The 26,340-nt window shown below is 56.0% G+C and carries 24 protein-coding genes and 2 tRNA genes; 19 read left to right on the top strand and 7 right to left on the bottom strand.

The genetic code is table 11. The features are described 5' to 3' along the window. Nucleotides 1-122 precede the first annotated feature (122 nt). Nucleotides 123-506: a DUF2809 domain-containing protein gene (locus tag LG294_RS09755; RefSeq protein WP_404285350.1), complete on the bottom strand. Its 384-nt coding sequence runs from the start codon at nt 504-506 to the stop codon at nt 123-125. Then, complete coding sequence (locus tag LG294_RS09750) at nt 499-1,119, bottom strand: vitamin K epoxide reductase family protein (protein WP_404285349.1); 621 nt, start codon at nt 1,117-1,119, stop codon at nt 499-501. The genes LG294_RS09755 and LG294_RS09750 overlap by 8 nt, the downstream gene beginning before the upstream one ends. 496 nt (nt 1,120-1,615) lie before the next feature. On the opposite strand from LG294_RS09750, the gene LG294_RS09745 reads away from it, so the two are divergent. The 13 genes from LG294_RS09745 to LG294_RS09685 all read left to right on the top strand — a co-directional run bounded on the left by LG294_RS09745 (nt 1,616) and on the right by LG294_RS09685 (nt 14,210). After that, nucleotides 1,616-4,657, top strand: a complete 3,042-nt coding sequence (locus LG294_RS09745; protein ID WP_404285348.1) for an Rne/Rng family ribonuclease — start codon at nt 1,616-1,618, stop codon at nt 4,655-4,657. Between the two features lie 229 nt (nt 4,658-4,886). Continuing rightward, complete coding sequence (gene rplU, locus LG294_RS09740; protein ID WP_404285347.1) at nt 4,887-5,195, top strand: 50S ribosomal protein L21; 309 nt, start codon at nt 4,887-4,889, stop codon at nt 5,193-5,195. 49 nt (nt 5,196-5,244) lie between these two features. Beyond that, the gene (rpmA, locus tag LG294_RS09735) at nt 5,245-5,499 is read left to right on the top strand and encodes a 50S ribosomal protein L27 (RefSeq protein WP_096254657.1); all 255 of its coding nucleotides are present in this window, start codon (nt 5,245-5,247) and stop codon (nt 5,497-5,499) included. 126 nt (nt 5,500-5,625) lie between these two features. Further along, nucleotides 5,626-7,209 carry a GTPase ObgE gene (gene obgE / locus LG294_RS09730; RefSeq protein WP_404285346.1) on the top strand — a complete coding sequence of 528 codons (1,584 nt, stop codon included), beginning with the start codon at nt 5,626-5,628 and terminating at the stop codon, nt 7,207-7,209. A 2-nt stretch (nt 7,210-7,211) separates the two neighbouring features. Continuing rightward, nucleotides 7,212-8,357: a glutamate 5-kinase gene (proB, locus tag LG294_RS09725; RefSeq protein ID WP_404285345.1), complete on the top strand. Its 1,146-nt coding sequence runs from the start codon at nt 7,212-7,214 to the stop codon at nt 8,355-8,357. 22 nt (nt 8,358-8,379) lie between these two features. After that, nucleotides 8,380-9,675: a glutamate-5-semialdehyde dehydrogenase gene (locus LG294_RS09720; protein ID WP_404285344.1), complete on the top strand. Its 1,296-nt coding sequence runs from the start codon at nt 8,380-8,382 to the stop codon at nt 9,673-9,675. Between the two features lie 106 nt (nt 9,676-9,781). After that, on the top strand, nt 9,782-9,991 hold the full coding sequence (locus LG294_RS09715) for a hypothetical protein (RefSeq protein ID WP_404285343.1): 210 nt from the start codon (nt 9,782-9,784) through the stop codon (nt 9,989-9,991). Nucleotides 9,992-10,038: 47 nt separating this feature from the next. Next, nucleotides 10,039-10,599, top strand: coding sequence for a nicotinate-nucleotide adenylyltransferase (nadD, locus tag LG294_RS09710; protein ID WP_404291714.1), 561 nt, complete (start codon nt 10,039-10,041; stop codon nt 10,597-10,599). Nucleotides 10,600-10,680: 81 nt separating this feature from the next. Continuing rightward, complete coding sequence (locus LG294_RS09705) at nt 10,681-12,276, top strand: hypothetical protein (protein WP_404285342.1); 1,596 nt, start codon at nt 10,681-10,683, stop codon at nt 12,274-12,276. 47 nt (nt 12,277-12,323) lie between these two features. Beyond that, nucleotides 12,324-12,692, top strand: a complete 369-nt coding sequence (rsfS, locus tag LG294_RS09700; protein ID WP_404285341.1) for a ribosome silencing factor — start codon at nt 12,324-12,326, stop codon at nt 12,690-12,692. 82 nt (nt 12,693-12,774) lie between these two features. After that, nucleotides 12,775-12,847, top strand: a tRNA-Ala gene (locus LG294_RS09695). Nucleotides 12,848-13,151: 304 nt separating this feature from the next. Continuing rightward, entirely contained in the window at nt 13,152-13,610 is a 459-nt protein-coding gene (locus tag LG294_RS09690; RefSeq protein WP_404285340.1) for a GatB/YqeY domain-containing protein, read from the top strand. A gap of 527 nt (nt 13,611-14,137) precedes the next feature. Next, nucleotides 14,138-14,210, top strand: a tRNA-Ala gene (locus LG294_RS09685). Nucleotides 14,211-14,498: 288 nt separating this feature from the next. Here the strand turns inward: LG294_RS09685 and LG294_RS09680 are convergent. Together LG294_RS09680 and LG294_RS09675 are read right to left on the bottom strand one after the other, a co-directional pair. Next, nucleotides 14,499-15,857: a DUF4232 domain-containing protein gene (locus LG294_RS09680; RefSeq protein ID WP_404285339.1), complete on the bottom strand. Its 1,359-nt coding sequence runs from the start codon at nt 15,855-15,857 to the stop codon at nt 14,499-14,501. A gap of 211 nt (nt 15,858-16,068) precedes the next feature. Next, nucleotides 16,069-17,406: an MFS transporter gene (locus LG294_RS09675; protein ID WP_404285338.1), complete on the bottom strand. Its 1,338-nt coding sequence runs from the start codon at nt 17,404-17,406 to the stop codon at nt 16,069-16,071. 510 nt (nt 17,407-17,916) lie between these two features. Between LG294_RS09675 and LG294_RS09670 the strand changes: the two genes are divergently transcribed. The 4 genes from LG294_RS09670 to LG294_RS09655 all read left to right on the top strand — a co-directional run bounded on the left by LG294_RS09670 (nt 17,917) and on the right by LG294_RS09655 (nt 20,899). Further along, nucleotides 17,917-19,011 carry a magnesium and cobalt transport protein CorA gene (locus tag LG294_RS09670; RefSeq protein WP_404285337.1) on the top strand — a complete coding sequence of 365 codons (1,095 nt, stop codon included), beginning with the start codon at nt 17,917-17,919 and terminating at the stop codon, nt 19,009-19,011. 16 nt (nt 19,012-19,027) lie between these two features. Next, a complete protein-coding gene (locus LG294_RS09665; RefSeq protein ID WP_404285336.1) occupies nt 19,028-19,654 on the top strand; it encodes a GyrI-like domain-containing protein in 627 nt (208 codons plus the stop codon). Nucleotides 19,655-19,667: 13 nt separating this feature from the next. Then, nucleotides 19,668-20,132 carry a protein-tyrosine phosphatase family protein gene (locus tag LG294_RS09660; protein ID WP_404285335.1) on the top strand — a complete coding sequence of 155 codons (465 nt, stop codon included), beginning with the start codon at nt 19,668-19,670 and terminating at the stop codon, nt 20,130-20,132. A 77-nt stretch (nt 20,133-20,209) separates the two neighbouring features. Then, nucleotides 20,210-20,899: a DNA alkylation repair protein gene (locus tag LG294_RS09655; RefSeq protein WP_404285334.1), complete on the top strand. Its 690-nt coding sequence runs from the start codon at nt 20,210-20,212 to the stop codon at nt 20,897-20,899. A gap of 78 nt (nt 20,900-20,977) precedes the next feature. Here the strand turns inward: LG294_RS09655 and LG294_RS09650 are convergent, their stop codons facing one another. From LG294_RS09650 to LG294_RS09640, 3 genes are all read right to left on the bottom strand, one after another. Further along, on the bottom strand, nt 20,978-22,366 hold the full coding sequence (locus LG294_RS09650; protein ID WP_404285333.1) for an amino acid permease: 1,389 nt from the start codon (nt 22,364-22,366) through the stop codon (nt 20,978-20,980). Further along, nucleotides 22,363-23,430, bottom strand: coding sequence for a histidinol-phosphate transaminase (hisC, locus tag LG294_RS09645; RefSeq protein WP_404285332.1), 1,068 nt, complete (start codon nt 23,428-23,430; stop codon nt 22,363-22,365). The genes LG294_RS09650 and hisC overlap by 4 nt, the downstream gene beginning before the upstream one ends. Nucleotides 23,431-23,657: 227 nt before the next feature. After that, nucleotides 23,658-24,167, bottom strand: coding sequence for an Lrp/AsnC family transcriptional regulator (locus LG294_RS09640; protein WP_404285331.1), 510 nt, complete (start codon nt 24,165-24,167; stop codon nt 23,658-23,660). 243 nt (nt 24,168-24,410) lie between these two features. On the opposite strand from LG294_RS09640, the gene LG294_RS09635 reads away from it, so the two are divergent. Together LG294_RS09635 and LG294_RS09630 are read left to right on the top strand one after the other, a co-directional pair. Then, nucleotides 24,411-25,280, top strand: coding sequence for an SDR family NAD(P)-dependent oxidoreductase (locus tag LG294_RS09635; protein ID WP_404285330.1), 870 nt, complete (start codon nt 24,411-24,413; stop codon nt 25,278-25,280). A 156-nt stretch (nt 25,281-25,436) separates the two neighbouring features. After that, on the top strand, nt 25,437-26,336 hold the full coding sequence (locus LG294_RS09630) for a VOC family protein (RefSeq protein WP_404285329.1): 900 nt from the start codon (nt 25,437-25,439) through the stop codon (nt 26,334-26,336). The last annotated feature ends 4 nt before the right edge of the window (nt 26,337-26,340 follow it).

The following is a 26,340-nucleotide window of genomic DNA, read 5'->3' as shown; positions in this document are numbered from 1 at the left end:
CTTGCGTCATTTGATGGGCCCGTGCCATCGCAAGGCAATGGGCGAAAATTCGCCGAGAATCCGCGTATTCATAAAGCTTTTTGCGGTGCATGTGCGCCACCGCCTTTCGCTGTTAGCTGGATTTAGGACCGTCGGAGGCGAGCTGATCGATCAGCCAGCGCAGTTAGCAATACTCCAACGGAATACGCCAGAAGGTCGGTAGCCGCGAAGCCGGTACCTAAGACCAGCCGCGAGGGGGGAAAGAGGATCGCAGCCTCTCGCGGCAATGCGGTGAGTTGCAGAAGTTCTACCGCCATGCACCACCCCAGCGCCCAGAGTCCGACGGTGAGCCGCGAACGCATTGGGACAATGAAGGCGACTAAAACGTAGATCAGCGCCGCATATAAAACCCCGCCAGCGAGGTCGGCGAAGAGTCCCCAAGGCAGAAAACGCAGGAACAAGCCAAGGGGGACCAGCGCAATCGCACTGATCCCCAAAATGACTCGGCGTCGGGCGTTCTTATCCAAAGAAAGCGTTCGGGAAGCGTATGACGATGGAGGCTATAACCAGTACATACAAGATGGCGATGACGATCCAGCTCCATTCCGTAGCGAACTTCTTCATGCCTTCGGTTGCGGGGATCACTCCATTGACGATGTTGCGGGATGTAGTGAAGACGAAGAGCGGAATCATCATCGCCCACACGACCATGCAGTATGGGCAAAGGGCGTTGATCTCATATAGGGCCTGGGACCATAGCCAGGCGATGAACACCATGGCTAGCGTGATTCCAGTCTGAATTCCAATCCAGAACCAGCGGCGGAACTTGGCCCCCGCAAGCAGCGCCATTCCGATGGTAATCAGCACGCCAAAAAGGACGATGCCCAGTAGTGGATTCGGGAAACCCAGCAGTGCAGCTTGGTCGGACTTCATGACCGTGCCACAGGAAACCCAAGGGTTGATATCGCAGCCGGTGATGTAATCGGGATCTTTGTACAGCTCAAGGCGTTCAAGGACTAAAATCCCAGACGCGATCCAAGCAATCGTGCCGGTGAGCACGGCAAATACTCCGAAACCGCGTTCTTTTGCCCACCAGGGCAACACGCCCGAGTTCTTTGGACTCTCAAGTGATGAAACCATGTCTTGACTATTCCATATGTTCAGACGAGTGCGGGTCATTGCGCACCTTGCTTTCCACATACTATGAAGTTTTTCTGTGCAATATATATGAGCTAGTGAACTAGCGATGAACTAACTATGAGAGAATGGAAGCGGTTGTTCGCGGATCCACAGTCTGCTTTCAACCCAACGACAGACTTTTGAAACGACAGATCGTCAAGCGATGCATCGCTTCGGTTGAGTGCCCATTACGTGCGCCTCCCGAAGGAATACCGCGGATCGTAGGGCTGCAAAGGAAAGCAGCCGGTTTTCAATGGCCACGTTGAACCGCAGCTAGTTCTCTTGAATCGGTTAACTGATTCAAGTCAGAACAAAGATGCGGAACACACAAGGACTTTTGTGTCTGGCCGACTCTTCGAAGACGGCCGAAAGACACGTGACGAATGTTGTTTCAGCCTAGGCACCGTCTGTGGAGGTCGCCGAAGCGGGAATTTGAACTAGGAGCACGCGAATTTAAATGAGCGCATCAAATCAGCGAAAAGGAGGGGCGCAGGGAAGTAAGCGAGGCAATCGTTCAACACGAGCCCGCCGCACCACTGTAGCCACCACCCCATCACGTCCATTGCGACGTGCGTTGACCCTGGCAGAGCTAAATGCCGCTGCCGGAGTCGAAGAAAGCCCGTACCGTTGGCGCGCAACGCGCCGTACCCAGGTATCCACTCCTGACTCGGTCAAGCGCATGAGCCGCCAGGCTGAACGCCGTCAGCAGGTCGCCCGCGACGCTGTCGAGCAGGCTGCCGCGGCCTCCGAGGAAATCCCTTCCACCGAGAGTCCGGTAGCTACCGCGCCGCAGGCGCCAGAGGAAACCGGCATCAAGCTGGCAGCCGCGGTGACCGAGCCGGCGAAGGCTCCCGAAGGTTCCGAGTCTGCACCAGAGGACCATACCGGCGCCCTGCTGGCCGAACACGGCAGCTCCATGATCATGAACCCGTTCGCGATCCCTGAGGCCGCTCACACGGTTGTGCAGCATGCGGTATCGAAATCCGCCAAGCCGGAGAGCGCACCCAGCGCGCGCCAGATGGACGAGGACTTGGACGCGGACGATGTGACCTCCCGTCGCCGTCGCCGCCGTCGTCGCGGTGAAGTTGATCTGGAGCTCGACGGAGGTTCGCAAGACGATCCACCAAACACCATCACCCGTGTGCGCGCTCCGCGTGCCAGCACCGAATCGCACATTCCCGCTTCGGACCGAGTCACTTCGGTGCGCGGTTCCACCCGTTTGGAAGCCAAGCGCCAGCGCCGCCGCGAATCCCGCGAGACCGGCCGTCGTCGTCAGGTGATCACCGAGGCCGAGTTCTTGGCTCGCCGCGAATCGGTGGAACGCAAGATGATCGTGCGCCAGCGCGAGGATCGTATCCAGATCGGTGTGTTGGAAGATGGAGTGCTCGCCGAGCATTTCGTTTCCAAGACCCAGCAGGATTCGCTGATCGGCAACGTGTACCTGGGCAAGGTCCAGAACGTATTGCCATCCATGGAAGCGGCCTTCGTTGATATTGGACGCGGCCGTAACGCGGTGCTCTACGCCGGCGAAGTCAACTGGGATGTAGCTGCGCTGGAAGGCCAGCCGCGTCGTATCGAAAACGCGTTGAAAGCCGGAGATTCGGTTCTCGTTCAGGTCACCAAGGATCCGGTAGGCCACAAGGGCGCACGGCTAACCAGCCAGGTATCCCTGCCTGGCCGTTACCTGGTCTTCGTGCCGGGCGGTTCGATGACCGGCATTTCCCGCAAACTTCCAGACGTGGAACGCCAGCGTCTGAAGAAAATCTTGAAGGACCACCTGCCGGAAAATGCGGGCGTCATCGTCCGTACCGCCGCCGAGGGTGCATCCGAAGAAGAACTGACCAATGACATCAACCGTCTGCGTGCCCAGTGGGAAGGCATCGAGGCGCAATCTTCCTCGACCAAGACCCTGGCTCCAGAGTTGCTGTACTCGGAACCAGATCTGACCATCAAGGTGGTGCGTGACGTCTTCAACGAAGACTTCACCAAGCTGATCGTCTCCGGCGAGCAGGCCTGGGACACCATCGAGGCCTATGTGATGTACGTGGCCCCTGACCTGATGAGCCGCTTGGAGAAGTGGGAGCAGTCCGAAGATATCTTCAGCAACTTCCGCGTCGATGAGCAGATCAACAAGGCACTCGATCGCAAGGTCTTCCTTCCGTCGGGCGGCTCGTTGGTTATCGACCGTACCGAAGCGATGACCGTGATCGACGTGAACACCGGCAAATTCACCGGTTCCGGCGGCAACCTCGAAGAGACTGTCACCAAGAACAACTTGGAAGCAGCCGAGGAAGTTGTCCGCCAACTGCGTCTGCGCGATATCGGCGGCATTATCGTCATCGACTTCATCGATATGGTGCTGGAAGCCAACCGTGACCTTGTGTTGCGCCGTCTGGTTGAATGCCTGGGTCGAGACCGCACCAAGCACCAGGTCGCCGAGGTCACCAGCCTTGGCCTGGTCCAGATGACGCGCAAGCGCATGGGCACCGGCCTGCTTGAGGTCTTTGGTGAATCCTGCGAGGCATGTGCCGGCAGCGGCTTCGTCACTCACGAAGAGCCTGTTGAGCACCGCAAGTCATTCACGGCTTCGGGCGAAGTGCACTCCAAGAAGTTCGCGGAGAAGCCTTCGACTCCTCGTGCTGAACGTCGCCGCCGTCGCGGTAATGAACGCGAAGAGCCGAAGTTCAACGAGCATGCCACCGAGATCACCGAGGTGGAGGGCGGCGAGAAGAATGAAGCAACCCGCCACGCGCTGGCAAATATTGCAGCCGCTTCGCACCTGGACCAGCCAGTCGAACAAGGATTGAAGTTCGATGGAGCCACCGTGCCGGTCGCCAAGAGCTCAACATCTTCCGACAGCTCTGCCGAAGACGCTGCGGTAACTTTGGAAGCCTTGGAAGCAGCTTTGCCCGGGGGAGAAGAAGCCGAAGGCGCAGAGCAGCACGAGGGCGGGCGCAAGTCACGCCGTCGTTCACGTTCGCGTTCACGCGGCCGCGGCCAGGGCGAGCAGGCGCAAGCCGGTGAGCCAGGCGAGAATGAATCCGCTGCGTCGGATGCCGAGCCTTCACCGGCGCCGGCACAGGCTGCAGAAGAGCAGCCTGCGCCTACAAGCGCACGCAAACGTGGATCCCGTCGAGCCACGCGCGTCCAGAGTGAGTCCGCTGTGGCTCCTAGCGGTTCGGACCAGCCAACGCTGACCGGACTGGCGATGCCCGCCTCGCAGGCCGAGGTTGCCGCTGCTGCGGCTTCCACGGCAAGCGCACCGGCTGCAGCAGCTGCTGCAGCCCCACAGAGTTCCACACAACCAAAGCGACGCAGCCGTCGGGCCACCTCGGTCCAGGGCGATGCGAATGCAGAGGTTCGTGTGGCGGAGGTATCCGCTGCCACCGGTTCGGTGGTCCAGATGGATACCAGCAGTGCACGAAACGTAAAGCCAGCCGAGGCTGCCGGGCAACCGGTTATGCTCGGAGTTGGGGTTCCGGTTCGTGAACTGAAATAGATGAACTTGATCACGCTTCACCCGCTGGGGCAGTTTCTATTTGCCCCAGTGGTGTGGACTAGCGTAATCTGGTTCATCGGTGCTAAACGCCAAGATCACGGATTTCGATCCGCTCGGCGTCAAGGCACAAGCGCATGAGATCCCTGATTCAGGCATCTAATTTATTAGGTGTTCGGGTTGATTTCTGCGCCGGTAAGACAATAAACGTCGAGTAGAAGCGAGTACCCACGTGGTGTACGCAATTGTCCGCGCAGGCGGCCACCAGGAGAAGGTTTCCGTTGGAGACCTCATCACCGTAGACCGTCTTCAGGCTGCCCTAGGCAGCTCCATTGAGCTTCCAGCTTTGCTGTTGGTAGATGGCGAGAAGGTAACTTCCGCCGCTGCTGACCTGGCTAAGGTCAAGGTCTCCGCCGAGGTTGTAGAAAACCTTCGCGGCCAGAAGATTGTTATCCAGAAGTACAAGAACAAGACCGGTTACAAGAAGCGCCAGGGCTTCCGTGCCGCTCTGACCAAGGTCAAGGTCACCTCGATCGCCTAATTTGGGCTGATCGTACTAACCATTTTTGTAGCGAAAGAGGCTAAAAGGCATGGCACATAAGAAAGGTGCGAGTTCCACTCGCAACGGTCGCGATTCCAACGCACAGTACCTAGGCGTAAAGCGCTTTGGTGGCCAGGATGTCAAGGCAGGCGAAATTATTGTTCGTCAGCGCGGCACCCACTTCCACCCAGGCGCCGGCGTAGGCCGTGGCAAGGATGACACCCTGTTCGCTTTGGCTGCTGGCGCAGTCGAGTTCGGCACCCGTCGTGGTCGCCGCGTGGTGAACATTGTAACTGCTGCCTAATTTAGGCGACAGACAATTTTTTGAGTGCACAAGGGGTGGGCCGATTTCGGTCCGCCCCTTGTGTGCGTATAGATAGACTTTAAGCGAGTAGTAACTCGCACCCCCGTTATAGGAGAAGATGGCCCCGTGGCTGCATTCGTTGATCGCGTAACTCTAGATGTCACCGCAGGAAATGGTGGCCACGGTTGTGTGTCCATCAAGCGCGAGAAGTTCAAGCCCCTAGGCGGTCCTGACGGGGCGAAGGGCGGTGACGGTGGAAACGTCATCTTGCGCGTCGACCCACAGGTCACGACGCTGCTTGAATTCCATCACCTGCCACACCGCAAGGCCAGCAACGGCGAACCCGGCCAGGGAGGACTACGCCCAGGAAAGCAGGGCGAAGACCTGATCCTCGGCGTGCCTGCGGGCACCGTGGTCAAAACCAAGGATGGCGACCTCCTCGCTGACCTGGTCAAGACCGGCGACGAATACGTGGCCGCCATAGGCGGCATGGGCGGACTGGGTAACGCCGCCATCGCCTCCGATAAGCGCAAGGCACCTGGGTTCGCTCTGCTAGGCACCCCGGGTACCGGCCAAGAAGTAGTCCTAGAACTTAAATCTGTGGCAGACATCGCCTTGGTGGGCTACCCTTCAGCAGGTAAATCCTCGCTGATCGGCTCCATCTCCGCGGCGCGGCCAAAGATTGCCGATTACCCATTCACTACGCTGATACCAAACCTGGGCGTCGTGCAGGCAGGCGAAGTGCGCTTCACCGTCGCCGACGTTCCCGGCCTTATTCCAGGTGCCTCCGAAGGTAAGGGACTGGGTCATGAGTTCCTGCGTCACGTCGAACGTTGTGCCGCCATCGTGCACGTGCTCGACTGTGGCTCGCTGGAAACTGACCGCGACCCGATCCATGATCTGGAAACCATCGAAGCCGAACTGGCAGCCTACGAAGCTGACTCCACCTTCGCTGGAACCGACGGTAATGTCATTGCGTTGACCGAGCGCCCAAAGCTTATCGCGCTCAATAAAGTTGATATGGCTGACGGTGCCGACATGGCTGAATTCGTGCGCCCAGAGCTCGAAAAACGCGGTTACCGCGTCTTTGAAATCTCCGCACTTGCCCGTAATGGATTGCGCGAATTGACCTTCGCCATGGCTGAATTGGTAGAACAGGCGCGCTCCGAGCGTGTTGAGGAAGCCCCTGTCGTTGAAATTCCGATGCTGCGTCAGCGCACCGGAAAGAAGACGGAATTCGTCATTCGCCGCGAAGAGGTGAACTTCGAACCGCTCTGGCGAGTGATCGGTGAAAAGCCTGAGCGCTGGATCGTGCAGACCGACTTCCGTAATGATGAGGCTGTCGGCTACCTGGCAGACCGCCTAGCTAAGCTGGGTGTTGAGAACCAGTTGTTCAGGGCCGGTGCCAAGCCAGGCGACGCGGTCGTTATCGGTGCCGAAGATAACTCTGTGGTCTTCGACTGGGAGCCAACCATGGCAGCCGGAGCCGAATTGCTCGGCTCGCGCCGTGGCGAAGATATACGTCTGGAAGACCGAAACCGCAAGACACGTGAACAAAAGCGCGAGGAGCATGACGAGCGCCGTGCGGCGAAAGCCGCCGCACGTGAAGAGCTTGAAGCCGAGCGTCGGGCGGGTATTTGGACCGAATCGGTACATGCGAAGAACGCTGAACGCGCTGCTCAGAAACGGGCAGCAGATAAGGAAGACTAAGTATGAATGTGCGAGCAACCAAGACACTATCTTCAATTTCCTCACTTCGAGATCTGCCTCAAGCACGAAGACTAGTGGTCAAGGTGGGATCCAGCTCGCTGACAACCGTCAGCGGGGGAATCTCCCATGAGCGGCTGAAATTCTTGGCAGATACGCTCGCACATACGGTGCATGACGACACCCAGATTGTGCTGGTCTCCTCCGGCGCGATCGCCGCCGGGCTGTCGCCGCTGGGGTTGGACAAGCGTCCCAAGGACCTTGCCACCCAGCAGGCGGCAGCGGCCGTCGGGCAGGGATTGCTGCTGGCGCAGTACACCCAAGAATTCGCTAGACATAACATCAATGTCGGTCAGGTGCTGCTGACCGCGGATGATTTGATGCACCGCACCACGTACACCAACGCGCTTCGTTCGCTGACGCGCTTGCTGAACCTGGGCGTGCTCCCAATCGTGAATGAAAATGATGCGGTTGCTACCCGGGAAATTCGCTTTGGTGACAATGACCGGCTCGCCTCGTTGGTTGCCCACCTGATCAAGGCCGATGCGCTGTTGCTCTTTTCCGATGTTGATTCGGTTTATGACGCGCACCCGGAGGAGGGTGGAAGCCGTATCTCGCATGTGGGCCACCCCGATGAGCTCGACGCCGTTGACCTGGGTACCCCAGGTTCGGCAGGCGTTGGCACCGGTGGCATGATCACCAAGGTCGACGCAGCCACCATGAGCGCTTCGGCGGGCATTCCGACACTGGTTACCAGCACCGACAATGCCGCAAAGGCGCTGGCGGGCGAAGACGTTGGCACCTGGTTCGCCGCGCGCAATACACGCCGTTCGGCCCGTGACGTATGGCTAGCACACCTTGCCTCGTCCGAGGGGCGACTGATCCTGGATGCCGGTGCGGTGCGTGCGGTGGCCAATGGAACGAATTCCTTGCTTGCCGCCGGTATCACGGCAATCCGCGGTGAATTCGAAGCCGGGGACGCAGTGGAAATCTGCGATGCAGACGGAAATGTCATTGGCCGTGGACTCGTGAACTACTCGGCCGAAGAGCTTCCGGAAATGCTTGGACGCACCACCGTCGAGTTGACCGAAATGCTTGGCGAGGGTTACGACAAGGCAGTAGTACATGTCGACGATCTGGCCTTGATCTAAGGAGGCCAATAGAATGGGAGATATGAGTCTAGATTCAGCCGAAACCAAGACCGAATCCACCACCGACGTCATCACGTCGGTCAACCAGCTGGCAGATCGCGCCCGCCGGGCCTCGCGTACTCTGTCGCGGGCAAACCGTGATTGGAAAGATAAGGCTTTGCGTGCGATCGCAGAGACCATCGATAGCCATCGCCGAGAAATTATGGCGGCAAACGCCAAAGACCTGGAGAATGGTCGTGAACGCGGCACCAGCGCCGCAATGCTTGATCGCTTGAAACTTGATGACAAGCGCATCGACGGTTTGATCTCAGCCCTTGAAGAGCTCATCGGACTGCCAGATCCCGTTGGCCGCGTCGTACGCGGCGAAACGCTTCCTAATGGCTTGCGGATGCGTCAGATCAACGTCCCAATGGGAGTGATCGGAACCATCTACGAAGCCCGCCCCAACGTAACTGTTGATATCGCTGGACTGTCTTTGAAGAGTGGCAACGCAGTCTTGTTGCGCGGCGGTTCCGCTGCCTTGAACTCGAATATAGCCCTGGTCGGCTACATCCGTAATGCCCTCGAATCCGTTTCCCTGCCTCGGGACCTCGTGATCTCGGTGGACGAATTTGGGCGTGAAGGCGCAGACGCGATGATGGCAGCGCGCGGACGTATCGACGTATTGATCCCACGCGGAGGCCGTGAATTGATCCAGCGCGTGGTCACCACCGCCAAGGTTCCGGTTATCGAAACCGGCGAGGGCAACGTGCACATCTTCATGGGCGCCAGCGCCGATGAAAAAATGGCAACCGATATCCTGCTCAACGCCAAAACCCACCGCCCAAGCGTGTGCAACACCGTGGAAACGTTGCTCATCTCCAAGGACGCTCCTGCCGCACGAGGCGTGCTCAAAGCCCTGGCCGAGGCCGGGGTCACCCTGCACACCGATGCACGTGCTGCGGCTCTGGTCCCGGAGCTGGAAACGATTGCTGCTGGGGAAGATGACTGGCGCAACGAGTATCTTGACCTGGATATCGCGGTGAAGCTCGTTGACACGATGGACGAAGCGTTGGAGCATATCCGCGAATACTCCACCGGTCACACCGAAGCAATCGTTACTTCGTCGTTGGCCGAGTCCGAACGGTTCATCGCGGAAATCGAGTCTGCGGCAGTGATTGTTAATGCCTCGACCCGCTTTACCGATGGTGGCCAGCTGGGCTTGGGTGCTGAGGTGGGCATCTCTACGCAGAAGATGCACGCCCGTGGGCCGATGGGCTTGTCAGAACTGACGACCACCAAGTGGATCGTTCAGGGCGACGGGCATATCCGTAAATAGTTTATAGCCTCTGTCTTCGGTAAGATGTAGAAGAATCGTACCGATACTTTTCGGACCTGTATTTGCTTAGCGGATCTGGTCTCGATAAAACGTCTGGAGAAATAAGTTGAACGCGCTGATTATGGCTTCTGAAGCTGCTTCCACCGGGATTGACCCACATACCATGGCAATCATCGTCGGTGGTGGTATCTTCCTAGCATTGATGGTTCTGCTGCTGGTCACCGTTTCCTACACCAATGTTGGGTTGCGTCACGCAGATCACGACGAAGTAGAAGACATTCACCGTCAGTTTAAGGTCCACGGAGACAAGCACTAGTTTTGGCGGATCCACAGGACAAGAACCGCCCATTGCGCCTTGGCGTGATGGGCGGTACTTTTGACCCCATCCACAATGGTCACTTGGTCGCTGCCAGCGAGGTCGCGGCTGAGTATGATTTAGACGAAGTTGTTTTCGTGCCTACGGGCAAGCCCTGGCAGAAGGTCGCTCGAAATGTGACCGCCGCAGAGCACCGTTACTTGATGACGGTGGTTGCCACTGCGTCGAACCCGCGTTTCACCGTGAGTCGTGTCGACATTGATCGTGAGGGTGCGACGTATACGCACGACACCTTGCTTGATCTTCGTGCCGAACGGCCAGAGGCCGAACTCTTCTTCATCACTGGAGCGGATGCGCTGAGTAAGATTGCCAGTTGGAAGGATGTAGATCAAGTCTGGGACTTGGCACATTTTGTTGGCGTCAGCCGTCCAGGCCATGTTCTTCCAGAACTAGAGCAAGAGAATGTTTCACTTTTAGAAATCCCAGCATTGGCGATTTCCTCCACAGATTGCCGTGGGCGAATAGCCCAAGGCAAGCCCGTTTGGTACCTGGTGCCTGACGGTGTGGTGCAGTACATTGCAAAATATGGGCTTTATACCGAGTCGTAACCTCACATTGATACGTCCAACACGGCATAATCTCTAGGTAAGGGTGACGGTATTTGTCTACGCGGTCGGGAGAAGAACAGGATGAGCGATAGCACGCAGCCGGCTTCAAGCCGGCGAGCTTTGCGTGAAAAGCGGCGCGCTGAAATGGAAGCCATGCTGGCTAGCAGTAAAGCCGAGCAGGATGCCAAGCAGCTCGCAGATCAGAAAGCAACTGAAAAGAAGGATGTAAAGCCTTCGGCAGGTGCTAGCCCAGCTGACCCGAAAACTTCCGTCCCTGGTCCAAAAGCACCTGTAAAGCCAGCAGCTGGCGCACAGCAAAGTCCAGGATCAAACAAACCAGCGGCTAAGGCTTCGGCCTCGAAACCGGTAAATGCTCCAAGCGCGCCCAGCGCACCAAGCAAGGCCGCCGAGGCGAAGGCGGTAGCTGGAAAACCCGCCGAGCAGCCCAAGGCTGTACCGCCGGTTAAAAAGGCCGAACAGGCCAATGCTTCATCCGCTCCGGCGAAGAATGAACAAGCTAAGCCCGCTCAGACTCCTGCGAAGCCTACCGCTAGCACACCCAAGGCCAAGCCCGCGGCCGGTTCGGCGCCGGCTGACGACACCTCAGACGATTCAGCGGACAAGCCAATGGGGGAGCGCGCCTCCTTGCGCCGCGCTCGCGACCGAGAAGCGCTACGTGAGCGTCGACGCCTTCAGGAAGAAGTCGGCGCACTCACCACGAATATTCCAACGGTCGAACCTGCCGAAGAGCCCAAGCCCCTGACTCGCCGTCAGCTACGGCTTCAGACGCTAGCGGATCAGAATGCCGACGCGGGAAGCCAGAAGTCAAGTGCTGCCAAGCCTGTGGCCAAACCGAAGCCTAGTGACGATTCACCGGAAACCACCGTGATGAGTGTCGAAGAGGCGCTAGCCGCACGACGTTCACATGCTCCCGAATCGCTCGTCGATCCGAATCTTTTGAACGAAGACGACGGTGAGATTGATCTCGAAGTTCTTGCCCACCAGCGTGAAATGGCAGCGCGAGCAGCCATTATTTCCCGTCGGGCTGCTGAACGCGAACGGCTCCGGATTGAGAACGCCAAGAATGGCAAGGATCAGGCGTTGTCTGATCCATTCACCGGCGCTCTGGGCAATATTCGTGAAGTCGAAGATCGGATCGCCAGGACCGGTGTACAGAGTCCACAGACCGAAAGCGTCTCGTTAGATCTCGATTCCAGTGGAAAATTATCTGACAAACTGAAGCACAATTCGCAGGCCGCAAAGAAGCCAAGCAATGTGAAAGCTCCAGTAAAACCTGCACCAAAAACTGTAAAACCTTTAGTCAAGCCTGAATTAAAAGCTGCACCTGGCAAACCTTCACCAGTCTCCGCCAAGCCTCAGACTTTGCCTGCGCCGAAGCCTGCTCCTAAGCCAGCAAGCAAGCCGGCTCCCGTTTCAAAGCCAAAGGCTCCAGCGGCATCGGCACCTGTTCCAGTTGAATCTGGGGCCACGCAAGCAAATGTTGAAATGCCACGCGTCGACGCGGTGAACGCCCAAGGGCTACAGCCTCTGGACGCTCAGACCCACGGTGTGCGACGAGCAAACAACAGACTGATTGCCATGATTGCGGCGCTCAGCGTCGGTGGTGCAGCGCTTATTGCGGGCATTGTCATGTTGATCAGTTCGCTGACTTCGTAGGACAATTAAGTTCTTGATCTATACCTCTAAAAGGAGACCCCCACTTCATGGGAGCACACGCAGACTCTATCGCCCTAGTTAACGTTGCGGCACTTGCCGCAGCCGACAAGCTGGCAGAAGACATTGTGGCACTTGATGTCGCCGAACGACTGGGCGTAACCGACGCGTTCCTTATCGTCTCCGGTGGCTCTGAGCCACAGGTAAACGCAATTGTTGACGAAATTCAATCCAAGGTCCTCGAACAGTTCGAGATTCGTCCGGTACGCCGTGAAGGTTTCGGCAAGGGCCGTTGGGTCCTCCTAGACTACGGCGACGTTGTTGTCCACGTACAGCATCAGGAAGACCGCTTTTTTTACGCTCTAGAGCGTTTATGGTCTGACTGCCCGGTCATCGAACTTCCTACGGAAGCCAAATAAAGACCTAGTAGTATGGGATTTGCTTCCTGATTCGGCGTTCATCTATGATGAGTGAGTTGCCTTATCAGGTAGCAATCCTTTTGGGGGTATGGCGCAGTTGGTAGCGCGTCTGCATGGCATGCAGAAGGTCAGGGGTTCGAATCCCCTTATCTCCACAAATTTCGAAGAGCCGCGACAGGCTATACAAATCTTTATCGGGTTCCCCCGGCCGATGGCCGGGGTTTTCTGTTTGTCGAGCCAAGAACAATGATCCGGCCATCAACCGAGCTGGTCCACGTTGAATTCTGGATCAGTTAGAGAGTATTGCTACCGGACTCAGACAAGTCGACGTGGAAATCATCTGCCAGGTTTCTGATTTTACGGATTGAGAGCCTGAGGTTGATTCGGAAAAAGTCAGTCTAAACGTCGCTTGAACAAACGAGTAGAGTCAGTCTCAGTAGTTACTAGAGGAGAAGAGCCATGAGTTTAAAAGAACGTCTTCGTGATGACAGCATTGTTCACCTGAAGGCAGGTAACGAGCTGGAAAAGACCACCTTGCGAAATATCTTGAGCGCAATCGGCACCAAAGAAAAATCTGGTAAAAATCCCACTGAGATGACCGACCAAGACGTCGAAAACCTTCTTCGTAAAGAAGTCATTAATCGAGAAGAAACTGCCAGAGTTGCCGCAGCAGACAACCGCGACGAAATGGCCAAGCGAGAATTAGCTGAAGCTGCATTCATCTCGACTTATTTGCCGAAGCTACTGACCGAAGTTGAGGCTCAAGGCATCGTGGACCGGATCATGGCTGAGCTTTCGGCCGATCATGCGCTCACCATGAAAGATATGGGATCTGCTATGAAGTCAGTTGGTGCCGAGATCGCTGGACGTTTCGATGGCAAGGCTGTGTCGCAAATGGTGCGCGCGAAACTCAGCTAAGTAACTTCATAATCTAATTGAATGCTAATCCAGCGGGCTTACGTAGGTATGCTGCCTGCAAAATGGACTGGACGTCGAAACGTCATGGTACCAAGTAGCGAGCGCTGCTTGGTACCCTGAGCTTTTCTGAGTTTGAACGTTCGTGAGCGTAGCTATCGTCGTAGGCGAAAATGCACTTCAATGCATTGCAAGAATCCTAGAACCTGTACAAGTCGTGAACAGCTCATCTGGTAATAAAGCCAGTACAAAGTAACGCGTACGGCTTCGAGAGGTTCGCTCTAAAACAAGCTTGGAGTCCTAAAAACCGTCGGTTCCAAAACCGAGGTAGCGCCAACTATCTGAAGTCGTGGCAGGCGATTTGCGGGACAGTCAACTTTGTATGACGCAGGTCCTCGCCATTCGGTTATTTCGATGTTGAGCTCTACTGGAATGAGTGCTCCCGAGCACGGAATTCCTATAATTTCTATCCTTATCGATGCGATCACCCAACCGTCGAATATCCGTGAGAGTAGAGTCATAGCTGTTCAGGGGCTATAGCTCAGTTGGTAGAGCGCTTCGTTCGCAACGAAGAGGCCAGGGGTTCAATTCCCCTTAGCTCCACAAATGTGAAGAGTCGCGACATAGTTTACAGTTTCGGCTCGGAACTGTACGTGTGACGTCTAATATATACATCTTGGCGTATGAGGCGCAGTCATCCTGATTTACGAAGATTCATCGCAATTCCCAGAATGGCATCCGCATCCACGATCAGTGAACACATCGCAATCTTGCAATACTGCGGATGAGTTATTCTTCCGCGGACAGAATTCCGTGACGGCAGCCGGGCCAGCGGAGGTTTTGAAGACGAACCTCTTGGCCCCTGGATATTTGGCTGACGATTCGTTCCTTTTAGTTGGGTTTGTTCCAGCCTTCTAAAGCTTGAACCCACGGGCTAATTCTGATTTCCGCCTCATCAAGGATGTCCAACGAGGTGTCGGCACCGTCAATTTTTGGTGTGAGCTTCACCGGTTCGAGCCCCGGCAGCAGGCTAATCTCCAGAAATTCCGTTTCATCTGGATCGTTTGTCGTCGACATCGCACCCCACTTCATGGTGGAGATCGCGGTTTCTCCTACGGGAATGACGACTATATCAGGGCTGATACCGGGGTCTGCGGAGATCGTGACATCTTGTTGTGTAACTCCGTCCTTGTTGTAAAAGTCGATCGTTGCAAGGCCTTGGAGCGCGCAGTGCTGGTCGGAAACATTGGTGGCGTAGATCGAAAGGTATCTTGATCCTAGTGCTGCGTCCGGGGTGCTGAGAGTGAATCTAACATCGTCGGCGGTACAGTAGTTCGCGTCGGGGTCACGGGGCCATGCTGCGACTCCTTCGGGGAGCGGAGCAGGTGATGGAGTATGCGAGTCCGGGGGCACCGAGCCGATCCACCCCTCGAGAATTTTCGCGTATCCCGGCGAAGAAACAGAGTACTTCAACGGTTCGTCGTTTGGAGGTGTACGCTGCTCGAGCCAATGCTGAATGGCGCTGGTTTCCACGGTGCTATCGGCCGAGGCGCTGTGAACGGAAAGCATCTGACTGCCGTAAATGGCTGTTTCTACGTTGGGCAATGCTCCGGCCTCGATGACTAATGCGAGCTTTTCCAAATCGATTCCAGGGTCTGGTGTATAGCGCACCTTCCGGTCTTCCGTTTCCAGACTCACGACATAGTCGCTATTGTGAGACAGTCTTGCTAGCTCACGCATACTAGAAGCATCGGCGGCGACCACGGAGGAGTTGGTGACGCGCAATGCTCCGGCATTTCTGAGTGTGAAGGCCTGTTGAAGTTCACCTTCAAGATCTTCATCAGCGGAGACAAGCAGCGGAAAGTATTCTCCGGTTGCCTCAGCCGACTTGATGACCCGAGGTTTACCAAGCACGTACTGCGAATAATTGCGCAGCTGAACGGCGGGAACGGCCGCTCCTTGAAGGATCTTTTCTGCACGAACTGCTGTGGCAATGGCTTCGCTGTCTTGCTGATCTTCTGAGAGATTAACCGTCCATGAGGCCGAGGCGCTACCCCCATCCTTAGGGTCAACGGTGATTGTCTCGTAGTCGATTTTTACCGAGGCTACACCGTCCAGCTTCTGGATCTCGCCGAACTTTTCGCACACTGCTGAAGGTGCATCGCAGGGATCCCAAGGATTCCAAAGGGCGAGCCCCGCGGCGGCAATAATGAGGGCCGCGACCAGCGCGATTATTTGAGATCTCTTCACTTGGTTACCGTATCAAAAGTACACAGTCCAACGGTCGGAGCAGGACCTTTTAGGAGCCGTTATGCGGGCGCGCAGTGGCGGTATCAGTTTAGACGGGGGAGCGGCTAGTACTAGACGGTGCTGCCAGCCAGAACTTTAAGGACAGAAACCGCAAGGCAGCCCGCTCTTGTGTTAAGAACGGGCTACCTTGCGGCGTATTGCTTGCTCGGCGTTAGGCCGAAGTAACGAGTTGTTCGGTTCGTGTTGCACGTCGCGCTGCTGCACGCGGAGCAATGAACAGGGCCAAGGCTCCCAGCGCCAACGGAATGACGAAGACAAAGTAGATGTCTGCAGGAATCCAGCCCGCATCAATCAGGGAACCGGCAAGGATGGGGCTGATCACGCCACCTGCGCGTCCGATGCCACCGATCAGGCCCACCGCTGTTGCCCGGACATTCGCGTCGTAGCGACTCGGAGCCAGCGAGAACATTCCGGCGATCGCACCGTTAGCCGAGATGCCTAAGAAGACTGCAGCAACCAGCGCTGCGGTGATACCGTCGGCGAAGTATCCGAAGGCGGCAAAAGCGAGAGCTGCTGCCACTGCGAAGACCGCCACCATTTTCTGGGTATCGTATCTGGCGCCAAGCCAGGCGAAGAGCAACGAGCCAATAATCGCGCCGAAGCTGAACAGCACGCCTGCGGTGATTCCGGCATTTGATGAGAAGCCAGACTCGGTCAGAAGCTTGGGAGTCCAAGAATTCGCAAAGTAGAAGCTACCCATGATCATCATCATTGCAAAGGCCAGCAGTATTGTCTTCAAGGCTAAGCCGTTGCGGAAGAGAGAAGCGAGATTGGCATTTCCGGTATCGGTTATTTCAGGCTCTGGCAATGAGTCCAAAGCCGGCTGATGCATACGCGCCAGTACCTTGTTGATTTTTTCCAAGGCGTTCGGCTGACGCTTGGCGTTGAGATAGTCGATTGATTCGGGGAGCCACCGCAATATCACTGGCAGCATTGCTGCGGTGATGATTGCGCCAACGATGAAAGTAACTCGCCAATCGGCAAAGGTAGCCAATAGCCATGCAACGATCATGCCACCGATGACGCCACCGATGGGCTGCCCGGTACTGTAGATCGACACCGCGGTGGCGCGACGACGATTATTGGCATACTCGGAAACCAAGACGTTCAGTGAGGTCTGCATAGTGCCTACGGCTAGGCCGGTGATAACGCGGAAGATGAGCAGGATTTCGTAGCTCGGTGCGAAAGCCGAGGCCAGCATGCCCAGCGTGATGACACTGGTGCTGGCAATGATTGCGTTGCGTCGGCCAATGCGGTCCGCCACAGGGGCAATGAACAGTGCTCCCAGGGCCATACCGAGCAATGCTGAAGCGAGCAGAATGCCTAGCTGTCCACCGCTTAGTCCAAGATCAGCAGAAATGTTGTCGGCAGAAAAAGCCATGACCAACACGTCGTACCCGTCAATGAAGTTCAACGCCAAACAGATGGTGATTACGCCCATCTGCATCCGCGACATGGGGGACGCGTCGATGCGTGCCTTGATGTTCATGCGACCTACCTAAAGAAAGTGATTATTGGTTCGATAAACGAACTTCCAGTTCAATAACTGAACGATAGGTAGGCTAGCAGTGACAACGATTGATAGTTAAACTAATCACCTGGGGTTGTGACCTGCGACCCTGCACGAACGAGTTCATAAAACGCAAACGACCATGTCGACTAGCTATTCACGCAGAAAATGAAGCTATTGTTAAACACATCACATGGGGAACTGTGTCCGGCTGTGACGCAGAGTAAACGGATCAGCGCATCGAATTTTTGGTTCATTTATACTTTTCCCTTTTGACTACTGCGGAAACGGTGACGGCTCGTGAATGCGGGTTGCTCCCATTGCTGCAAAATGACCAGTAACACTCGAAAAGACACGTGTAGAGACATCAATAACCCACTTGGAGCTATAGCTTAGAGAGGTACGATACGTCGAAGCCCGTTCGAGACACCGGACTGCCGCGGGAATCGCCTACACCCAAGTTTCGTAGAATTTTGGATAGGAGCCCAGATGAGGGAACCAACCCGCAAGGTATTGCGACGTACGAGCCGAGCTAAAGATGCTCTGAAGTATGAACATGCGCCGTTTATGGTGCGCTTCGTTGACAACGGAACGGTGAAGGCAGCACCGGCTGCTACTTCGCCTACGGGTGCCCTGGAATACGCTGCCAGTGCCGCAGGACGCGCATCGCTCACACTGTATCCGACGCCAGACGAGCAAGATATTCACGAGATTGCTGCGGCCTGGGAATTACACCCAGTGCTGGTTGACGACTTGATGCATGCGCGGCAAAGGCCAAAACTTGAGCGCTATGGAAACGTGTTGTTATTGGTGGTGCGTTCGGCTCGATACTTGGATGATCTTGAAGAAGTCGAGCTTTCAGAATTTCACATCCTCCTTCGCCAAGGTTCCATCGCGGTGCTTTGCCAAGATCACCGTTGGATCGACGGTACGCCGGGCTTAGAACTTGAAACCACCGCCGCCGATGAATTTGTGGCTCGTGACAGGACCTTACTGACGGACCACAAATTACTGAGCATGGGTGCCGAGGCGGTCCTTTATCGCCTGCTAGACGAGATTGTTGACGGCTACGTCCCGGTCTTGCAAGGTCTGGGAATCGATAAGGAACAGATTGAACGGCAAGTATTTAGCGGCGATGCGGCGGTCACCGAACGTATTTACCGGCTGAGTCAAGAGATCATCGACATGCAGCACTCTACTGCTTCACTGCTTGAAGTGGTTCGCTCGCTTTCCTCCGGTTTCACCAAATACGATGTGCCCGACGAACTGCAAACCTACCTGCAAGACGTCACAGATCACCTCACCCGAGCACACGCCCAAACGGTTGAATATCGTGATGCCTTGTCGCAGATCTTGAATGTAAACTCGACTCTGGTGGCGCAACGTCAAAACGAGGATATGAAGAAAATTTCAGGCTGGGCAGCGATCCTCTTCGCACCGACCCTGATAGCGGCAATATACGGAATGAACTTTGACGTGATGCCCGAACTGCATTGGGCGTTTGGCTACCCGGCCGCAGTCGTCTTGATGATTGGATTCGCAGCGTTCCTTTACGTCATCTTCAGGCGTCGTCGGTGGTTCTAAAGAAACGGATGCTTTCATGAACGCGAAAGTCGATCTCAAGAAAGCTCTGCCGAGCTATCAGGCCAAATATGAGGTGTTCGGCTTAGTCGAGGTGCCCGAGCTGAAGTACCTCATGATTGATGGGCACGGGGATCCGAATACCTCGGCCGAGTACGCTCACGCCCTGCAAGCGCTGTATCCGGTGGCCTACAAACTGAAGTTCATGAGTAAACGTGAACTTGGCAGAGACTACGTTGTGATGCCCTTAGAGGGACTCTGGTGGGCCCAAGACATGTCTGCATTTACTGCACACAGAGATAAATCCCAGTGGGACTGGACCATGATGATCATGCTGCCCGAGTGGATCGACAGGACCATGTTTGAAACCATCCACGAGCAACTGGAGAAGAAGGAGCCTCCAGCTGCTCTGGGCAAGGTGCGATTTGAGGCATTCGGAGAGGGGCTATGTGTGCAAACCTTGCACATAGGTGCATACGACGACGAAGCCCAAACGCTGCACCGGATGCACCATCAATTTATCCCCGAGCAGGGATTTGAGATGACTGGTAAACATCACGAGATTTACCTCAGCGATCCGCGTCGTGTAGCGCCTGCCAAGCTGCGAACGATCCTCCGCCAACCGGTCCGCTCCAGCGTCGGATAGGGGGGTACAGCGCATGACCGATCAGCGTTCACCTGACGAGCCGAATATGTGGACTGAGCAAGCACATCTGGTGCGGTTTCCCGATGGGATCCTTGTCCGTAGTTCGAGCTTGAAACGAAGCAGGATATTGCCACCACCTGATTTTGGCGTGTATCTTCTGGGAAGAGATCCGAAATTCACTGACCGTGAATATCTATGGGTGAAATGGCGTGATTTCTCGATTCCTTCGTCGACGGACGACACCTTAAACGCGCTACGCGAAGCATATGGGCGAGCGGCCGTGGAACGAGTCGAAATTACTTGCCGTGGGGGAGTGGGAAGAACCGGAACAGCAATGGCGGTATTAGCTGTGCTCGCTGGGATCCCTGCTTCCGACGCGGTGAAATGGGTCAGGGATAACTACCATCCAAAAGCGGTCGAGACGTTGGGACAACGACGCTGGCTGCTAACTGTCTTGCCCAAGCTGGCTTTGAAATAGGAATGCTGTTCACCAATCCAGCAGCGCTTGACCCCGCGCAGGCGGCGCCGGAAGAGAATTTGAGAGAAGATGAAGGTATGAGCGCCGATATTAGCCTGAACCCGTCGAGCACCGTAGCCGACGTCCAAGCGGCTTTGGCTGCCTTGGAGAACCCGAAAATGCGTGCCGTCAACGAAAAGCGCGGTGATGATTTCGGAGTAAACCTTGGCAAATTGCGAGCGTTGGCCAAAGCACTGAAGAGCAACCAGGAGCTTGCAGCAGAACTGTGGAAGACCGGCCAAACGACGTCGCGTCTGGTGGCCATTCTTATTTGCAAGCCCCGTGCCTTCTCGCTGGATGACCTTGAAGCCTGGATCCGTGAAGGTGACCGTCCGAAGGTTCAGGGCTGGTTCTTGAGCTACGTGGTGAAGAAGAGCAAGCATCTTGAAGACCTACGTCAGCGATTGATGCAGGATCCGGACCCGGTGGTCGCCAGTGCCGGTTGGGAATTGACCGCGCATCAGGTCGTCAAGGCACCCGAAAACCTTGACTTGGACAAATTGCTGGATGTGATCGAAGCTGAAATGAAACAGGCTCCGGAGCGCCTGCAGTGGGCCATGAATAATACGCTGGCGCAGATTGGTATCGAACACTTGGCACTGCGTGGCCGGGCGTTGGAAATCGGCGAGTCGCTGCAGGTCTTGGCCGACTATCCTACGTCGCCAGGATGCACCTCCCCATTTGCGCCCATCTGGATCAATGAAATGGTCAAGCGCCAGTCGGCCTAGTTTCCATTTTTAATGGCTCAGAGGCCGGCAGTACCCTTTCTGGGTTCCGCCGGCCTCTGAGCTACTACGTTTTGCGCGCTAGCGCTTGGGCGCGGTGGCGCCTAGGCGGAATGCCTTGGAAACCAGCCACAATAGACCGGTTAGCCCGAGCGTGAGCAGTAGCTGGGTCCTGGCCACTGCGTCGGTCATCGCGATGCACACGATGAGAACCATCATGGCGATGGTCGCCAACGACAGGTACGGGAAGCCCCAGAGCTTCAGTGGAAGTTCTGTCCCCTCGCGTTCAGCTCGACGGCGCAGGATGTACTGGGTCACCGCGATGAAGCACCAGATCACAATGATTGTCGAGCCAACCACGTTCAACAGGATCGGCATTACAGCATCCGGCCAGATCCAATTCAATCCGACGGCAATGAAGGAAAAAGCAACCGAGCTAAGCACTGCCTTGGCGGGTACTCCCTTCCCTGTCACGTGGGTGACCGAACGAGGGGCCATCTTGCGGGTACCGAGGGAATACAGCATGCGCGAAGCACCGTAGATGTTCGCATTCATGGCTGAGAGCAGCGCGATCACCACGACGGCGCTCATCAGCAATTCCACACCAGGTACGTTCAGCACGCCCAAGACTGCCGAGAACGGACCGTCAACGATGGACGGGGTATTCCATGGCAGGATCGCAACGATCACGATGATGGAACCAAGGTAGAAGAACATGATTCGCATCATGACCGATTTAATTGTGCGCTTGATGTTGCCCTGTGGATCATCGGATTCGGCTGCGGCGATAGAAACAACTTCGGTACCGCCGAATGAGAAGATCACGATCAGCAAGGCAGCTGCAATGCCGGTGAGACCAGCCGGTGCGAAACCACCGTGCGACGCGAGGTTGGCCAGGCCAACGGGTGCATCGGTCGGGATGATGCCGAACAAGACCATCGCGCCGACGGCCAGGAAAGCGATAATCGCCGCGACCTTGATGAAAGCAAACCAGAATTCGAATTTGCCGTAATTGCCAACGCCCAGCAGGTTCGCGCCGGTGAACAGCACCACGAAACCTAAGACCCATGTCCACTGCGGGAAGCTTGGGAACCAAGCGGCGACAATGGCCGCAGCGCCGGTGGCTTCAGCGGCAATGACTACGACCAGCTGGATCCAATACAGCCAGCCAACGGTACTTCCTGCGCTGCTGCCCATGGCTTTGTGCGCGAAGGTACTGAAGGCACCGGACGAAGGGTCGGCTGCTACCATTTCGGCTAGCATCGACATGATCACGATGACCACTGTGCCGGCGATGAGGTAGGAGAGCAGTACTGCCGGGCCAGCAATGGAGATAGCCTGGCCGGAACCTATGAACAGGCCCGCGCCAATCGCACCGCCCAGACCCATCATTGAGATCTGACGCTGGCTTAGACCTGCATGGAGTTTTTTCGAGTCTTCCGCCGGGCGGACGTTGGTTCGCGTGCTCATAGGCTAGCTACCTGTACCTTGCTGTTGACGGCAGCCAAGACGCGGTCAACGTCCTGAACGCTACCGGAGGAGATGCGCAGTCCTTCACCTGGGAAGGCACGGACCACCACATTGCCTTCGTTTAACAAGGTTTCCAGCTCGGCGGTACGTTCCGCCGCTGCTACCCAGACGAAGTTTGCTTCGGAAGGCACTGCCGGGTAACCGGCAGCAAGTAGACCTTCAAGCATCCGCTCGCGCTGTTCGACGACCTCGTCGATGCGCACGGCAAGCTCATCGGCGGCTTGAAGAGAGGCAACCGCTGCACGCTGAGCCAGATCGGTGACGCCAAAAGGTACCGCAACCTTACGCAGATTCTGTGCCACCGGCTTGGGGCTGATCGCATATCCGATACGCAGGCCAGCCAAACCGTAAGCCTTTGAGAAGGTGTGGAGCACCGCAACATGCGGGTACTGGCGGAATAGGCTCAGCCCATCGGCGCGAATATCCGAACGGTCAAAATGAACGTAGGCTTCGTCGATGACCACCAGAATATTCCGGGGGACGGCCGCCACGAATTCTTCCAAAGCGTCCGCCGCAACAACTGTACCCGTGGGGTTATTCGGGTTGCAGATGAAAATGAGCCGGGTGCGCTCGGTGATGGCGTCCAGCATCGCTGGCAGATCATGCTTGAATTCGGCATCCAGTGGTATTTCGACCGGAACAGCACCGGCAATGCGCACCAGTGATGGGTACGCTTCAAAGGAGCGCCAAGCGAACATGACCTCGTCGTCTTCGCCAGTGACAGCATGAATGAGTTGGGAGGCAACTTCAACTGAACCGGCGCCCAGGCTAATCTCTTCTGGATCCAGGTTGTATTCATCAGCCAACGCCGTGATCAGCTCCGGTGCCGCCATATTTGGGTAGCGGTGAATATGCTCTAAACCCTCAGCGATACTTTGAACTACCGAAGGCAAGGGCGCATGCGGTGATTCATTCGACGAGAGCTTTGAAGCGCCCGGAGCAGCAGATTTTCCCTGACGGTAGGCCGGTACGGCGGCAAGGGAGGGGCGTTGATTGATGTTCATTGATTCCTCTCTAAAAGTCATGAACCGCTTGGAACATTCCGGTGGTGTTCGGTACGCCCAAAAAATTGAGACGGGCTCAAGGTTTCGCCATTCCCTTAGGCAACCAAGGCCCAAATGAAGGTGAAGCGAGTCACAAGAAAAAACTGTAGGTGGTGGCAATCACAGGGCGCAATCGATGCGCTGTCGGCTATGCACCCTGTATACCGTTTGGACTTCGTCGGCCAAAATTAATGGTCGATCTGTATAGTCTTTTCTTCTGGCGGAGAATTTTTTGCGTAAGCCTTAACTAGCGGCAAAGTTCTGCCCTGGAAGTGTTCGCGCAAGGCTAGCGACGACGAGGTGCGCGCGACTCCGGGAACTTGGTTGATCCGATCGAAGATCGCTTGTAGGTCAACCGCATTGCGAGCGACCACGCGCAATTGAAGGTCGGAGGTTCCCGTGACCGTATACATGTCCACGATCTCAGGGATCGAATCGGCCAAGGCTGTGGCGACCGGCTCGTGGCCGTATTTTTGAATGATTTCCACCGAGCAAAAGGCGACCAGCTGGTAGTCGAAGCCGGCCGGCTGAACTTGCGGGATGATGGCCCGGATGACTCCGCCTTCGTGCAGGCGGGCAAGGCGGCTGCTGACCGTGCCCCTGGCCACGCCGAGGCGACGGGCGCATTCCATTACCGGAAGCATGGGGGACTCGGTGAGAAGCTCGATGAGGTCAGCGTCGAGACGGTCAATACGCACTACTTAGATCCTCTGCTGGGTGCAAACATCGGAATGGCTGCCAGAAAGAATACGTATTAGGGCGTTATTTCTGAGCACTTCTTCAAGGGTAGCGCGAAGATCCGTGCTCGAATATTTTCGGCGAGCATCAGCCTGCGGACTTGATGGTGTGGGCGCGCCCCTGACTAACCCGATGTAATGCGGCTCACGTTATAGGCTAAGGTTCACTTGGCCATTAATGGACCGTCTGCGAAAGAAGAAATGATGAGTACGAATACGCCATTGGAATCTGTAGCGGGATTGACCGTCCTGGTTACCGGAGCGGCCCAAGGCATGGGGGCGATCTTCGCTCGAAAAGCCTGCCTTGACGGTGCCCGGCGAGTCATTCTATGGGATATCTCCAGCCAGATGCTTTCCACCTTCGCCAATGAATTGGAGCAACTGAATTCCGCAAGCATCATCGAGACCGAAACAGTCGATTTGCGTGATCAGGCAGCGATCATTGCCGCAGCAGATCAGACTCTCGCCGCCGGTTCGGTGGACGTGCTGGTAAATAATGCTGGGGTCGTCACTGGCGCGTCGTTTGCGAATCATCGGGCTGCGCAAATCAGCGACATCATGGCGGTTAATGCATTGGCGCCAATGCATCTGACTCACGCACTTCTGGGGCAAATGGGTCAGGATGGACGTCCTGCCCGAATCCTCACGATCGCTTCAGCTGCCGCTTTAGTTTCGAATCCGAATATGAGCGTGTATGCAGCCTCTAAAGCAGCCGCCATGAGCTGGAGCGATTCACTGCGCTTAGAACTGGAACGGGATACCGAATCAGATATCAAGGTCACCACATTCTGTCCCACCTACGTCTCGACCGGAATGTTCGCCGGTGCGAAAAGTATGTTGCTCACCCCAATTATGGATCCCGAGTATGTGGCGGCCAAGGCATGGACCGCGATGCTGCGCGGAACGCCACTGGTGCTTCTTCCGTGGACGAGTAAGTTCGGGCAGCTGCTTCGCGGTGTCTTGCCGCGTGGCGCGTGGGACCTTGTAGCCGATAAGGTTCTGAAAATCTATAGCTCGATGGATGACTTCACCGGACGCAAGCGTGAAACGCCTACGAACGAGCCGGTTTCGTAGCGTAGTTTGCGGTTGGCGCAGAATTCACCGTCCCTCTATTTACCTGCTCACACGCCCGGAGTAGCGTAGGCGTGGTAACCCGGAATATGACCTAGGCGGCTCAAGGACTTCTTGGTGGTCATTAGACGGGATTCCACTCACCAGGAGCGACTTACCATGCAAAAGTTCATCCCGAATCTCTGGTTCACTGCCAATGCTGAAGAAGCTGGACTGTTCTACGCAGGTGTATTTCCCAACACTTCCACCTTCGTAGAATCGCGCTACCCCACCGAAGGGCTGCTCGATTTTCAAGAGCCACTTGCTGGTGCTCCGCTGACGGTAACCGTGGACTTGAACGGCACGCAGCTCACGCTGATCAATGCCGGAAATGACTTCACTCCTAACCCGTCTATCTCATTCATTGTCAGTTTTGATCCAGCTAATTATTCTGGTGATGCCGACGCTGCCCGTTCAGCGCTCGATCAAACGTGGGATCAGCTCGTTGACGGCGGTAGCGTCCTGATGGGGCTAGATACCTACGATTTCAGCGCCCGCTACGGCTGGGTGCAGGATCGTTATGGCATCAGTTGGCAGCTAATGCAGTCCGAACCGGGACAAACTGAATCTTTCATTGTCCCGTCATTGATGTTCGGTGGAACCGCCCAGAATCTAGCGGTACCTGCAGTGGATTTCTATGTTGAGGTATTCGAAAACGCGCAGCTAGGCAGCCGATTTCCTTACCCGGAGCCAACCGAGGTGACAGTTCCCGGTGCGGTGATGTTCAGTGACTTTAAACTGGCCGGGCAAAACTTTGCAGCTATGGATTCTGCCGTCGCCCAACCATTCAGTTTCACTCCGGGGATTTCAATTGAAGTCCAGTGCGAAGATCAAGCGGAGATCGACAGGTTGTGGGAGGCGCTTTCCGCCGTGCCGGAGGCCGAACAATGTGGCTGGTTGCAGGATAAATTCGGCGTGAGCTGGCAGGTGGTTCCGAAGAACATGGGCGAACTGATGTCGCGCCCCGGAGCCTTCGAAAAGATGCTGAATATGAAGAAACTTGTGATCGAAGACTTCTAAACAC

The organism is Glutamicibacter arilaitensis, assembly GCF_044793945.1.
Lineage (GTDB): Bacteria > Actinomycetota > Actinomycetes > Actinomycetales > Micrococcaceae > Glutamicibacter > Glutamicibacter arilaitensis_B.
The sequence above is the reverse complement of the archived record's forward strand: the minus strand, read 5'-3'. Positions and strand labels throughout refer to the sequence as shown.

Excerpts from the sequence above, each read along its gene's own strand:
- LG294_RS09750 (WP_404285349.1), bottom strand. The coding sequence starts at position 1,119 with ATGGTTTCATCACTTGAGAGTCCAAAGAACTCGGGCGTGTTGCCCTGG.
- LG294_RS09745 (WP_404285348.1), top strand. The coding sequence starts at position 1,616 with ATGAGCGCATCAAATCAGCGAAAAGGAGGGGCGCAGGGAAGTAAGCGA.
- rpmA (WP_096254657.1), top strand. The coding sequence starts at position 5,245 with ATGGCACATAAGAAAGGTGCGAGTTCCACTCGCAACGGTCGCGATTCC.
- proB (WP_404285345.1), top strand. The coding sequence starts at position 7,212 with ATGAATGTGCGAGCAACCAAGACACTATCTTCAATTTCCTCACTTCGA.
- LG294_RS09720 (WP_404285344.1), top strand. The coding sequence starts at position 8,380 with ATGAGTCTAGATTCAGCCGAAACCAAGACCGAATCCACCACCGACGTC.
- nadD (WP_404291714.1), top strand. The coding sequence starts at position 10,039 with ATGGGCGGTACTTTTGACCCCATCCACAATGGTCACTTGGTCGCTGCC.
- LG294_RS09705 (WP_404285342.1), top strand. The coding sequence starts at position 10,681 with ATGAGCGATAGCACGCAGCCGGCTTCAAGCCGGCGAGCTTTGCGTGAA.
- rsfS (WP_404285341.1), top strand. The coding sequence starts at position 12,324 with ATGGGAGCACACGCAGACTCTATCGCCCTAGTTAACGTTGCGGCACTT.
- LG294_RS09690 (WP_404285340.1), top strand. The coding sequence starts at position 13,152 with ATGAGTTTAAAAGAACGTCTTCGTGATGACAGCATTGTTCACCTGAAG.
- LG294_RS09675 (WP_404285338.1), bottom strand. The coding sequence starts at position 17,406 with ATGAACATCAAGGCACGCATCGACGCGTCCCCCATGTCGCGGATGCAG.
- LG294_RS09670 (WP_404285337.1), top strand. The coding sequence starts at position 17,917 with ATGAGGGAACCAACCCGCAAGGTATTGCGACGTACGAGCCGAGCTAAA.
- LG294_RS09665 (WP_404285336.1), top strand. The coding sequence starts at position 19,028 with ATGAACGCGAAAGTCGATCTCAAGAAAGCTCTGCCGAGCTATCAGGCC.
- LG294_RS09660 (WP_404285335.1), top strand. The coding sequence starts at position 19,668 with ATGACCGATCAGCGTTCACCTGACGAGCCGAATATGTGGACTGAGCAA.
- LG294_RS09655 (WP_404285334.1), top strand. The coding sequence starts at position 20,210 with ATGAGCGCCGATATTAGCCTGAACCCGTCGAGCACCGTAGCCGACGTC.
- LG294_RS09650 (WP_404285333.1), bottom strand. The coding sequence starts at position 22,366 with ATGAGCACGCGAACCAACGTCCGCCCGGCGGAAGACTCGAAAAAACTC.
- hisC (WP_404285332.1), bottom strand. The coding sequence starts at position 23,430 with ATGAACATCAATCAACGCCCCTCCCTTGCCGCCGTACCGGCCTACCGT.
- LG294_RS09635 (WP_404285330.1), top strand. The coding sequence starts at position 24,411 with ATGAGTACGAATACGCCATTGGAATCTGTAGCGGGATTGACCGTCCTG.
- LG294_RS09630 (WP_404285329.1), top strand. The coding sequence starts at position 25,437 with ATGCAAAAGTTCATCCCGAATCTCTGGTTCACTGCCAATGCTGAAGAA.